The organism is Paenibacillus sp. DMB5, assembly GCF_001517085.1.
Classification (GTDB): Bacteria; Bacillota; Bacilli; order Paenibacillales; family Paenibacillaceae; genus Paenibacillus_AQ.
This window is the reverse complement of sequence record NZ_LRAC01000147.1, coordinates 226835-237645: the sequence shown is the minus strand read 5'-3', so window position 1 is coordinate 237645 and position 10811 is coordinate 226835. Positions and strand designations below refer to the sequence as shown.

Below are 10811 nucleotides of genomic sequence, written 5' to 3'. Positions count from 1 at the left end.
GCAGCGGCCGCAGCGGGAGATGCTGCGGCTGGCGCTGCTGCTCTCCGGCGCGGAGCGGGAGAGCAGGGGCATGGATGCCGGCCGCTTGAGGCCGGCATGCGGGAGCTGCGCCGCCTGATGGAGGCGTGGAACGGCCTTGGCAGCAGCGCATGGACCGGCTGTCCGGCGAGTGCGAAGCATGCCGGACAGAAGCAGAGGCGCTCGCCGGGCATGAGCGCGCCCTGGCAGAGGAGCTGGAGCGCGCCGAGGCGAGTTCGCTGAACTCGACGGCCGGTACACAGACTGGCTGCGTCAGCGCAAGCTGCCGGAAGCTTGTCACCGGAAGGGCTGCCGGATCTGTTTGCGCTGGTAGAGCAGGGAAATGAGCTGCTCCGCCAGCGTGACAAGCTGACTGCGCGGCTCGGGGAGCTTGGAGCAGAGTGTGAAGCCTATGAGCATGAAGCCTTGTCACTGCTGCAGCAGGCTGGAGAGAGCAACAGCGGTGATGTACCTCTGTTCACTCTTTTCGGCTGGCTGGAGAACCGGAAACGGGAGTGGGATTTGCTGCGGAGTGAGCTGCTTCGCAGGGAGGGAATGTCTGCCCGGATGGCGGAAATGCATGAGGAGCTGGAGGAGAACAGGCGGCAGCTGGAAGGTCTGGTGCATCGGAGCAGTGCTCTTCTGCGTGAAGGCGGAGCCGGGGACGGCGAGGACTTTCTGCGGCGCGCTTCGGCAGTGCAGCGGCGGGCGGAGCTTGTGAGAGCGATCCGCCAATGGGAGCTGGCGATGTTCACCGGCTGGGAAGACGGCAGAGCAGATCAATTGCAGCTGCTGCTGGAGCAGCACGATGCTTCTGCGCTTGAAGAGGAACGCTCTGCTGCCGAAAATGCTGCGGTCAACCTGGAAGAAGAGCGGAATATTCTTTTGGAGCAAAGGGGCAAGCTGCTGCAGGAGCAGGAGCATTTGCATGAGCGCTGCATGGGGGACACTGTCAGCCAGCAGCTGGAGGAGCAGCGGTCGGCACTCCGTCAGCTGGCTGGCCAGTACGCCGTGACGGCACTGGCAGCAGAGCTGATCGGGCGGACGAGAAGGATATATGAGCAGGAGAAGCAGCCGCAGGTCCTGCAGCTGGCTTCTGCCTATTTTGCAAAGCTCACACAGGGGGAATACCGGAGAATTGTTATGACCCTTGGCCATAAAGAGTTAAAAGCTGAGCACGAAGCGTTAGGTCTGCTCGACAGCGGGCTGCTGAGCCGCGGCACACAGGAGCAATTGTATCTTGCGGTGCGGCTGGCTCTGGCCGAAACCATGAGCCGGCAGATCAGGCTGCCGCTGATGCTGGATGATCTGTTCGTCAATTTTGATGAAGGCCGCTTATCTGCTGCACTGGCCGTGATAGGCGAACTGTCGGCAACCAGGCAGATCGTAATGATGACCTGTCACCGCTATGTTGCGGATGCGGCAATGCGGATTATTCCTGCCGCGTCAGTAATATCCGTCTAACTTCCCTCATTTCCGCCCCCGCACAACCGGCTTAACCGCAACAATCGTTATGCCCTTAGCCTTGTCTTTCCCTTCAGGGCCGGGAGGCGGAGGGGACAGCGGCGCGCGCAGCAGCATACTGACCCATACCAGGGCCAGAGCACCGAAGATCGGATAAAATAATCCGAGCAGCGAGCTGAAGCCGAACTGGCTGAACAGATAACAGAACAGCATGAGCAGCGGAGTCACCAGGGCGGGGGCAATCGGGAGGCGCTGCTGCAGTTGTACGCTGACGCCGTAAATGTTGGCTATGAAGGTGCTGAAGATTTCCAGGAAGATCAGCAGAAGATAAATCAGCTGAACGGCGGAACCGAGCCGAAAGGCAATGCTACCCATCGGGACCTCGTACTGCAGAATGCCGGGCATCTGCGAGCTCATGGCGAAATGCGCAGCCAGCAGCATGAAGCCGATGCCGATGCCGCCCAGAATACCGCCGCGTACAAGCGTCTGTTCGTCCTCAGTATGCCGGGCCAGCGGGACAAGCACAGCTTGGGCCATGCTGAGATTAAAGGCGGTGTAGAGTAAGGGGGACATCCAGGCACCAAAGGTGCTGCTGTCCGTCTGCAGAAACAGAAACCGTCCCGCTCCTGGCAGCCCGAATGTATTAAAAATGATGATAAGCGACAGAGTAAGCATCAGCGGCACGACCAGACTGTTAAGCTGCATAATACCTGACATTCCGCGCTTCAGCAAAAAGAATGAGCCGGTTACTGTAATCAGCAGTCCCGCCTGATAAGGCAAACCCAGATGCTCCTGAAAAATAGCCCCGGCGCCGGCCAGCATGATGCTGTTGACCCCGATCAGGATGACCATGGTGAACAGGCTGATGCGGCTGCCCGCTTTTTCACCGAACAGATGGCGGTTGAAGTCCTCATACGAATCCGCACCGATCCGGCGGGCGATGACCATCATCTTGGTGCCGAGCCAAATGAACAGAACGCTTGAGAGCATGATGGTTAGCAGGGCCCAGTGGCCGTACCGGGTAAAAAAACGGAGAATCTCCTGGCCGGTAGCAAATCCTGCGCCTACAATGGTGCCGATATAGGTGAAAGCAATCTGCAGCGTGCGGACATGCGATTTCATGGCTTCACTCCTCATGTGCTCTGATTATAAAAATGGGCTGTGCCCGCCGGATTGCCTTGTGCAGTCCATATAGTACAGGTTATGATGATAGCCAGAGGGACATGACTTCCGCACAGGTGAAATGAAGGTTTGCGGCTGCGGAGCGTCTGGAATTATTAAGGTAATGGGGGTACTAAGTCAATGGAAGTATTGAAACAGCGGATATTAGAGGAAGGGGTTGTCCATTCCGATCAGGTGCTGAAGCTGGATGCCCTGCTCAACCACCAGGTTGATCCGATCCTGACGATGGAAATGGGACGGGAGTTTGCCGGGAGATTCGCGGATGCAGGGATCACACGGGTGGTCACTGTGGAATCCTCGGGTATTGCCGTGGCGTTTGCCACCGCTTTGGAAATGAAGGTGCCGCTTGTATTTGCCCGCCGCAAAAAAACGCTGCTGGCTGATCCTGATGCCCTGTGCGAACGGGTTCCGTCCTTTACCAAAGGGATTGTTACCGACATCATGCTGTCCCGCCAGTATATTTCGCGGGAAGATAAGGTTCTTTTTATCGATGATATTATTGCCAACGGGGATGCTGCGCGCGGGCTGATCAAGATTATCCAGCGTTCCGGCGCTGAGCTGGCCGGGATGGGAGTCGTCGTGGAGAAGTGCTTCCAGGCAGGCGCCCGTACGATCAGGGATCAGGGTATCCGTCTGGAATCGCTAGTCCGCATAGAGTCTCTGGAAGACGGAAAGGTTCATTTCGCCGATTAATTCAGTGACAAATATCGAAACAAAAGCCTATTTTTAAAACATCTTCTTTTCACCCTATAACTTTTCCTTTATAATAAAGATTAGACATAGGAGAGGAGGCGTCACAATGGGGAAAGAACCGGTGACAGAGCAATTTTTTATTGATAAGCTAACCGAGGCCAAGGATCATTTCGAGCGTGCCCTGGATTGTAAACACACAGAGTTCGACGATCTGTATCCCTATATGATTGAACATCCTCAATTTTTCTGGTATAAACGTTATGTTGCCTGGTCGGAACTTTTAACGATCACCAGTCTGTGCCAAGAGCTGGAATTCAACTGGAAAGAGAATTTCACAGACAATCAGGTCGAATACCTGGAACAACGTGTGATGTCCGCTAAAGTTCTTGATTTCTGGTTTGAGAAGAATGAAGCGCTGATATAGGATCTTAGTCAAGCAAGACCCAAATGGATTCTCATTTGGGTCTTTTTTTGAATGGACAAGCTATTTCTTAAGGAGGGTTAGGAATATGATCAGTGATGAAGAATTGGATGCTTACCGTTTGTCCGGTGAGAAGGTGCGTGTCATTCGTGACGCACTCCAGAGCAATGATGTAAGAGGCATAATCCTGGCCTGGAATGAGACCCAGGTGATGGTGCGTCGACCAAACAAGCATGTAGTCAAACTCGACCGCAATTACATTTTCCAGCCGTACTCGGAGCCGCGCAAAGGGCTGGAGGATTTATAAGATAAAGCGCGTTAAACGTGAGAGAAGCCCCGTCCGGGTATGGACGGGGCTTCTCGCATATAGGCTGATAACAATCAGATGGACATAGCCATCTGTTCAACGCTCTCGTTCTTGGGCAGTACGGCGAGTTCCGGATTCAGTCCGAGATAAGCGCGCATGCGCTGCATCATCTCATTACGGAAGCCGGGCCACTGGATGTTGATCTCGCCGGTATAGCCCCGGCAGGCATAGGAGGCTTCAACTCCGCGCTGATCCTGACGGATTGTGGTAATCCTCAGATTGTGGGAGGTCAGCTCGCGGGTTACCTCCTGCAGCATCAGCGAGGTCTTCTTGGTTGCGCCCGTAACCAGCTCCATATAGAGCTGGGGAGTCTTGAATAAACCGCTCTTGCCGATTACACGGCAATCACGCTCGAATACTTTATGAATAAACGTCAGCAGCAGATAGCTTCTCACAAGGGACAGTTCGTCTTTGGTTATATCTTCAGGAATAGTTGGTGTGTTCAGAGTGGTTCTAGTAGTCGCCATATAAATCACCTCATTTATAGTATGCGAACTTTTGTTCTTATTATACCTTAAATTTATAATGAAAAGCAATAATTATCCAAAAAATAATGAAAAGAAATGAAAATAAAAATATGTTGACTCTTATGTCTGTACATGGTAAGATCTATCTTGTGGCCGCGAGAGTGGCACATCAGAATTTGCGGTCGTGGCGGAATTGGCAGACGCGCACGGTTCAGGTCCGTGTGGTAGCAATACCGTGGAGGTTCGAGTCCTCTCGACCGCATCCTAATGAAGAAAGACCCGTAATGGCTTAGGCGATTACGGGTCTTTTTTTGCGTGAAATTAGTTATATGCGTATCCCGCGTTCTCATCCATTGTTTACTGCGTCTTCTTGACAGCAGAGCCCAAAGCCATTATATTTGCACTTATTAAAATAGTTGTAAGAACTCAGGAAAACAGGAAGGGGACAACAATGCCAATGCCAATATCCCATAACACCGCTCAAGTCAAGAAGATCAATGTTGAGCTGGTCAAAAATACGTTGAAGGCTGCCGGTACTGGCACGAAGGCGTCAATCGCCAATATGACGCGGCTGAGCGTGGCCACTTGCGGCAGTATTCTGAATGAGCTGGTCCGCAGCGGTGAGGTGATTGAACTGGAGCTGGAGGAATCGAGCGGCGGGCGTCCTGCCAGGCAGTATATGTTCAATGCTGATTATGCCTGTGTGCTGTGTCTGATGGTGAAGACGGAAGGCGGCCGTCATTCCATAACCTACCTTATTGTTAATCTGGCAGGTGATCTGGTGGAGGAGGGGGCCCGGCATTTTGACTATATAGATGCCGATACCATTCATTCTCTGGTCGGGGAACTTGCCGGGAAACACCGCAATGTAAAAGCAGCCGGCATCGGCATTCCGGGAGTCGCGCACCGCGGGGTTATCGGAATCTGTGATGTGACCGCACTTGCCGGGGTGCCGCTGGGTGAGCAGCTTAGTGAGAAGTACAATATGGACATCATCATCGAGAATGATATGAATGCTACAGTGTACGGCTTTTATCAGCTTCAGAGCCTGGAGGAGGATCAGCCGTTTGCCGTGGTGACCTTTCCTGACAATCATTTTCCGGGAGCGGGCTTTATCGTTAACGGGCGCATGGTGACGGGCTCAACCAATTTTGCAGGGGAGATCTCTTATTTTCCGGTTGGCCTTTCACGGGAGGAGCAGCTGAAAAGGCTTCATAACAAGGATACGTTCGTGTCCGTAGCGGCCCATATGCTGTCTTCCATAATAACGGTCCTTAATCCGGTCTCCATTGCGGTCACAGGCGATTTGACCAATCCTTCGATGACAGAGGAGCTACTTGACGGCTGCCGGCAATACATACCGGAGGAGCATCTGCCGGTGCTGCTTATCAAAAATAATACACAGGAAGAATACAGGGCTGGTCTAACTGCGCTTACGCTGGAAAGTCTCACTTACCGGCTGCAGCTGGTGGAAAGGAAATAAAGAACGACCGCGCGGTTCCGTTGTCCATTGTTATACCATATGTCTAATAACATCTAATCCATCAGGAGGCCATCAAGTTGAAACAGCGCACAACCTCATTCAATAAAACCTATGCCATGCAGCTTGTAACGATCTTTTTAGGCTTTATTATCTTCGGTATTTCGGAAAATATTAAAGGACCGGCTATCCCGCGGATTCAGTTTGACTTTGCTTTGAACGAGGAGCAGCTGGGGAGTCTGCTGTCCCTGAACGCCCTCGGCTATCTGATCGCCTGTTCATTCACCGCTATACTGGTGCGTAAGTTCGGAATCAAAGCGACAAGCATCATGTCCTTTGCCTCCATGCTGCTGTCCGGTATTTTTATCTTTGTATCCCATGCCTATCCTGCGTTCGCGGCCTCTTATTTCCTGATGTACATCGGTAACGGGATGCTGGAGATTGCGCTGGCTATCCTGGGAGCACGTATTTTTGTCAAAAATGTCGGGACTATGATGAACCTGTCCCACTTTTTCTACGGATTAAGCTCCACGGTTGCCCCGCTAATCGCTACAGGCATGATGTCTGTGCACCTTTTTGGACATGAACTGGACTGGCGGGGAATGTATCTGGTCATGCTCTCACTCTCGCTGCTGCCGATTCTGACTGCGCTGCGCAGCTCCTTTCCGGGTGATGATATGCCGGCTGAGCACCGTACGCCGTTCAAGGAATTAAGACAGGACCCTGCCCTGTGGTGGATGGTGCTGATCCTGTCCTTCGGCGTTGTATCTGAGCTGGCCGTCGGCGGCTGGCTTGTTAATTTTCTGGAGAAGGCATATGACTGGGATACCGTCAAGGCTTCCGGCCTGCTGTCTGTGTTCTTCCTGCTGTTTTCAGTCGGCAGGCTTGTGCTCGGACCGGTGACGGACAAAATCGGCTTCACCCTGTCGCTGATTATTTTCTCGGGCTTCTCCGCCGTTTGTACCTTTACGGCGATTGCCGGAGGAGAGTCCCTGGCATTTCTGTTCGCGGCTGCTGGCTTAGGGATTGCGATGATCTATCCTACTGTTATGGCCTTTATTGCCAAACGGTATCCTAACGGAAGCGATACAGCCATTACCTTTACAGTTACCATGATGGGACTGGGAAGTGTAATCGGGAACTATGTGATCGGCTTTGTAATCGAAGCGGTGAAGAAGCTATATGGTGACAATAACCCGAATGCCCTGCTGCACGGGTTACAGGCGGGATACGGATTTATCGGCCTGTGTGCCCTGCTGTGTGCGGTATGTGCCTTTGTACTGTACCGGTTCCTGAAAAAACGCGGCGAACTGATCTGAACCGGCACCCGTTAATCCCTTTTGCAGAGCAGCTCTTCAGTAGCCTCCCACAGTTTTCTCTGCTGTGCTGCATCATTGCCAGGGAAGACCGGTTCAATGGAGCTGCCGGTTCCGACATTGAAATATCCGCCGGTTACTTTACCGTATTCAGGCTCCAGAATGAGCCTGAGTATGATTTCTGTTCCTCTGCGCGGGTCGCCGATACGAAGCAGCTTTAACAACCGTTCAAGCATCGCGGCGAACCTGAGTTCACGTCCAAGTCCAGTGACATTAAATCCAGGATTCAGGGCATTCACAGTGATTCCGCTGCCGGACCATCTGCGGGCCAGCTCAGCGGTGAACATAATATTGAGCAGCTTGGTTTTGCCGTAAAGCGCGGATGAGCCGCGTGCTGTAAAAGGGCTGGTGTTACTTAAATCCTCTGGCAGCTGCAGCGTTCCATGACGGCGTGAGGCTTCAGAGGCAACATTGACCACCCGGGCCTGTCCGGCCTTCAATAGAGAGGGCTGAAGGATTTGGGTCAGCAGCCAGGGCGCTAAATAATTGACAGCAATCATTTCAGCATAGCCTTCAGAAGTGACACGCGGTTCAAAGGCATGGATACCGGCATTGTTTAACAATACGTCGATTGCTGGATGAGAGGAAAGGATTTCTTGTCCGACTCTGCGGACATCCTTCATTAACGAGAGGTCACCGTAATAAAAGTCGATATGCGCCCCCGGTGCTTGTTGTCTGATCATAAGTGCTGCGGCTTCGGCACGCTTCTTGCTCCGGGCTGTCAAAACAAGCCTGAAGCCGCGTTGCGCCAGCCTAGCGGCAGCCAGCTGCCCGAGTCCGCTGGTGGCTCCGGTAATGACTGCTACAGGATTTTTAGACATGAGTTCAGTCTCCTTCGTGTGATATAATAGTATAGTAATATAGTTGATATATGTCCATCATATTAATATGATTGATATATGTCAACCAACTATATTGGATGTTCATTCTGAACTGAAGGAAGAAAGGTGAACAGATTGAGTAGAGATTCCTTGGCTGATACAGGGAGAAAAGCGCTTGAGGCAGCGCTCGGAGAACAGCTGAATGCGCTGCTTAGCGCGTCCCATGCTATCAATGTGAGGGCGGCAGCCCGTTTCGATGATTCTTTGCAGCCGGCGGCTTTTCACCTCATCCGCTGGCTGTATTCTTATGGCCCGGCCAGTGCTGCGGTGCTGGCGGAATCCACAGCAATGGACCGCAGCTCGGTAAGCCGCCTGATCAAACAACTGGAAGCCTTGGGTTATGTGAGGAGAGAGTCATCTCCAGAGGACGGGCGGGCCATTCTTCTCTCGCTCACCGGGCACGGGCAGGAGAAGATCGTGGAGGCGCTTGAAGAGAAGGGCGCTGTTTTTTATGAGCGGATTGCGGGCTGGAAGGATGAGCGGCTTTATGAATTTGTTGAAATGCTTAAGCAGTTTAACGGTTTGAACCCTTGAAATCGGGGTGAGCTTAACTGAAAGTATTTTCGATACCGAAGGGGGAGAGAGTTTGATAATCAAAGCACTGGAGCTGGGGGAAATCGACGGCTTTCTGGACTATTGCCGGAAGCACCGGAGTCTGCTGGATGATTCCTATCTCAGCGACGAAGATCTTGCAGCGTTTAAACTGAATGCGGAGAATCCTACATACATTGCAGTAAATGCGCAGGGCGACATAGCCGGGGCGGCTTCGCTGATTCTAGATGATTACGCCCGCAGAGGGCGGAAGGCGCGGCTTCGGATTCTGCATGCAGAGCCTGAGGACCCGGCAGTGTACCGCGGACTGCTGCAGGCGGTTCTGCAGCATAAGGCCGGACTGGATAAGCTGAATATTTTTGTCCCGTCTGCCAATCCGGGTGAGCTGTCAAAGCTTGCTGCCGCGGGTTTCAAGGTGGAGCGGTATTCTTATCTGCTTATCCGTGACATTGGGGAGCTGCCGGATGCGGGTGTGCCGGAAACCTTTAATCTGAGAGAGTTTCGGCCGGGGGCAGATGAGGATGTATGGTGTCAGGTCAGAAATGCCGGTTTCGCCAGACTGCAGGGCAGTGAAACGCCGGTAACTCCGGAGATGGTAAAGACAATGACTGCAGGAGCGGATTATATTGAGAATGGTATGCTGCTGCTGTACCACGGGGACAAAGCCGTGGGTGTTGTTCGCGGCTCGGACGATGAATACGGCGGTGAGCCGATTATGAACATCGGCCCGCTGGCGCTTTTGCCGGAGTATCAGGGGAAAGGTCTTGGAAGAGTCCTGCTGCGGGCAGCGCTTCACACGGCAAAGAATAACGGATATAGCCGGAGTATCCTGTGTGTGAACGCAGAAAATGAACAGGCAAAGGCGCTGTATACCGGTGAGGGCTTCAGGGAGGCTGAATCTGCAGTCTGCTGCAAATACGAACTTAACGGGTCCGGAGTATAAATACCCGTTACGATCCTATAATGACAGGTGCCTTCCATACATGGAAAGTACCTTTTTGTCATGCTGGGATATACAAATTCAGGTCCGGCTGTGCGGAACAGTCCTGCGGTTCAGCAGAAGCGCATTGATCTCTCCGCCCGCAAGAATGATGATTGAGCTGATATAGAGCCAGATTAACAGGATCATAACCCCGCCAAGGCTGCCGTAGGTTTTGGTGAAATCACTGAATTGATTGACATAGACGGAAAAAAGGACAGAGGTGACGATCCAGCCGACGGTAGAGAAGAGCGCACCCGGCATAACCTCCTTGAGGCGAAGCCTGCGGCTGGGGGCGATCCAGTAGAGCAGCGTGAATACCACGAACATAACAAATAAGGGGACGGCATACTGCAGCAGATCCCAGAGCTTTTGCAGACCATAAGGCAGATCAGTGAGCAAAAAGACCTGTGTCTTCAGCCAGCTCCCGAATACAAGCAGCAGAATGCTAAGCAGCACCACCAGGCCGATGGACAGCGTAGCCAGAAAAGCGATCCCCCTGACCTTCCAGAAGACCCTGCTCTCGTCAATATCATAAGCGCGGTTGAGGCCTTTGATAATGGCGTTGATTCCCTTCGAGGCGGCCCACAGTGTAGCCAGCATACCAAACGACAGCAGGGCCTGGCTCCGCCCCTCGGAGACATCCTGCAGAATTTCTTCAATAATAGAGTAGGCTTCGGCCGGCATAATCGGCTGTAGCTGCTGAATCTTGTCCTCCAGGGAAATATGGGCGTACCCGATCAGCGTCATGATGAAGATCAGGAACGGAAACAGGGATAGGATGAGATAATAGGTTAATTGCGCACTGACGCCCTGCACATCATCGTTTTTAATTTTGTTGAACAGCTCTTTGGCAAAAGCGTACATTCCGGCGGCATTCTTCTTCATAATTCCCTCCTCTGCGTACTCTATAATATGCACTGGTATGTTT

General features: G+C 52.7%; 13 protein-coding genes and 1 tRNA gene. 10 read left to right on the top strand and 4 right to left on the bottom strand.

Annotation, left to right across the window (positions count from 1 at the left end):
- The first annotated feature begins 125 nt into the window (after positions 1-125).
- Both AWJ19_RS34930 and AWJ19_RS26315 read left to right on the top strand, forming a co-directional pair.
- Entirely contained in the window at positions 126-365 is a 240-nt protein-coding gene (locus AWJ19_RS34930; RefSeq protein WP_128083702.1) for a hypothetical protein, read from the top strand.
- A complete protein-coding gene (locus AWJ19_RS26315) occupies positions 313-1482 on the top strand; it encodes a hypothetical protein (protein WP_068728183.1) in 1170 nt (389 codons plus the stop codon). The genes AWJ19_RS34930 and AWJ19_RS26315 overlap by 53 nt, the downstream gene beginning before the upstream one ends.
- Positions 1483-1488: 6 nt before the next feature.
- Here AWJ19_RS26315 and AWJ19_RS26310 read toward each other — a convergent pair whose 3' ends face one another.
- Positions 1489-2604 carry a hypothetical protein gene (locus tag AWJ19_RS26310; RefSeq protein WP_068728182.1) on the bottom strand — a complete coding sequence of 372 codons (1116 nt, stop codon included), beginning with the start codon at positions 2602-2604 and terminating at the stop codon, positions 1489-1491.
- A 180-nt stretch (positions 2605-2784) separates the two neighbouring features.
- Here AWJ19_RS26310 and AWJ19_RS26305 point away from each other — a divergent pair, with 180 nt between their 5' ends.
- From AWJ19_RS26305 to AWJ19_RS26295, 3 genes are all read left to right on the top strand, one after another.
- Positions 2785-3357: a xanthine phosphoribosyltransferase gene (locus tag AWJ19_RS26305; protein WP_068728181.1), complete on the top strand. Its 573-nt coding sequence runs from the start codon at positions 2785-2787 to the stop codon at positions 3355-3357.
- Between the two features lie 106 nt (positions 3358-3463).
- Positions 3464-3781, top strand: a complete 318-nt coding sequence (locus AWJ19_RS26300; RefSeq protein WP_068728180.1) for a hypothetical protein — start codon at positions 3464-3466, stop codon at positions 3779-3781.
- An 85-nt stretch (positions 3782-3866) separates the two neighbouring features.
- Positions 3867-4085 carry a hypothetical protein gene (locus AWJ19_RS26295; RefSeq protein ID WP_068728179.1) on the top strand — a complete coding sequence of 73 codons (219 nt, stop codon included), beginning with the start codon at positions 3867-3869 and terminating at the stop codon, positions 4083-4085.
- Positions 4086-4159: 74 nt separating this feature from the next.
- Here the strand turns inward: AWJ19_RS26295 and AWJ19_RS26290 are convergent, their stop codons facing one another.
- Complete coding sequence (locus AWJ19_RS26290; RefSeq protein WP_068728178.1) at positions 4160-4612, bottom strand: hypothetical protein; 453 nt, start codon at positions 4610-4612, stop codon at positions 4160-4162.
- Positions 4613-4790: 178 nt separating this feature from the next.
- Here AWJ19_RS26290 and AWJ19_RS26285 point away from each other — a divergent pair.
- From AWJ19_RS26285 to AWJ19_RS26275, 3 genes are all read left to right on the top strand, one after another.
- Positions 4791-4874, top strand: a tRNA-Leu gene (locus tag AWJ19_RS26285).
- A 189-nt stretch (positions 4875-5063) separates the two neighbouring features.
- On the top strand, positions 5064-6095 hold the full coding sequence (locus AWJ19_RS26280) for an ROK family protein (RefSeq protein WP_082708122.1): 1032 nt from the start codon (positions 5064-5066) through the stop codon (positions 6093-6095).
- Positions 6096-6211: 116 nt separating this feature from the next.
- Positions 6212-7411 (top strand): MFS transporter, encoded by a 1200-nt coding sequence (locus tag AWJ19_RS26275; protein ID WP_068728204.1) that lies wholly within the window; start codon positions 6212-6214, stop codon positions 7409-7411.
- A gap of 11 nt (positions 7412-7422) precedes the next feature.
- Here the strand turns inward: AWJ19_RS26275 and AWJ19_RS26270 are convergent, their stop codons facing one another.
- Entirely contained in the window at positions 7423-8289 is an 867-nt protein-coding gene (locus AWJ19_RS26270) for an SDR family NAD(P)-dependent oxidoreductase (RefSeq protein ID WP_068728177.1), read from the bottom strand.
- 135 nt (positions 8290-8424) lie between these two features.
- On the opposite strand from AWJ19_RS26270, the gene AWJ19_RS26265 reads away from it, so the two are divergent.
- Together AWJ19_RS26265 and AWJ19_RS26260 are read left to right on the top strand one after the other, a co-directional pair.
- The gene (locus AWJ19_RS26265; RefSeq protein WP_198536648.1) at positions 8425-8883 is read left to right on the top strand and encodes a MarR family transcriptional regulator; all 459 of its coding nucleotides are present in this window, start codon (positions 8425-8427) and stop codon (positions 8881-8883) included.
- Positions 8884-8935: 52 nt separating this feature from the next.
- Complete coding sequence (locus AWJ19_RS26260; protein WP_068728175.1) at positions 8936-9844, top strand: GNAT family N-acetyltransferase; 909 nt, start codon at positions 8936-8938, stop codon at positions 9842-9844.
- Positions 9845-9922: 78 nt separating this feature from the next.
- Here AWJ19_RS26260 and AWJ19_RS26255 read toward each other — a convergent pair whose 3' ends face one another.
- The gene (locus AWJ19_RS26255; RefSeq protein ID WP_068728174.1) at positions 9923-10768 is read right to left on the bottom strand and encodes a YihY/virulence factor BrkB family protein; all 846 of its coding nucleotides are present in this window, start codon (positions 10766-10768) and stop codon (positions 9923-9925) included.
- Positions 10769-10811 lie beyond the last annotated feature (43 nt).

Coding starts and splice junctions, on each gene's coding strand:
- AWJ19_RS26280 (WP_082708122.1), top strand. CDS start 5,064: ATGCCAATGCCAATATCCCATAACACCGCTCAAGTCAAGAAGATCAAT.
- AWJ19_RS26295 (WP_068728179.1), top strand. CDS start 3,867: ATGATCAGTGATGAAGAATTGGATGCTTACCGTTTGTCCGGTGAGAAG.
- AWJ19_RS26275 (WP_068728204.1), top strand. CDS start 6,212: ATGCAGCTTGTAACGATCTTTTTAGGCTTTATTATCTTCGGTATTTCG.
- AWJ19_RS26290 (WP_068728178.1), bottom strand. CDS start 4,612: ATGGCGACTACTAGAACCACTCTGAACACACCAACTATTCCTGAAGAT.
- AWJ19_RS26300 (WP_068728180.1), top strand. CDS start 3,464: ATGGGGAAAGAACCGGTGACAGAGCAATTTTTTATTGATAAGCTAACC.
- AWJ19_RS26305 (WP_068728181.1), top strand. CDS start 2,785: ATGGAAGTATTGAAACAGCGGATATTAGAGGAAGGGGTTGTCCATTCC.
- AWJ19_RS26310 (WP_068728182.1), bottom strand. CDS start 2,604: ATGAAATCGCATGTCCGCACGCTGCAGATTGCTTTCACCTATATCGGC.
- AWJ19_RS26270 (WP_068728177.1), bottom strand. CDS start 8,289: ATGTCTAAAAATCCTGTAGCAGTCATTACCGGAGCCACCAGCGGACTC.
- AWJ19_RS26255 (WP_068728174.1), bottom strand. CDS start 10,768: ATGAAGAAGAATGCCGCCGGAATGTACGCTTTTGCCAAAGAGCTGTTC.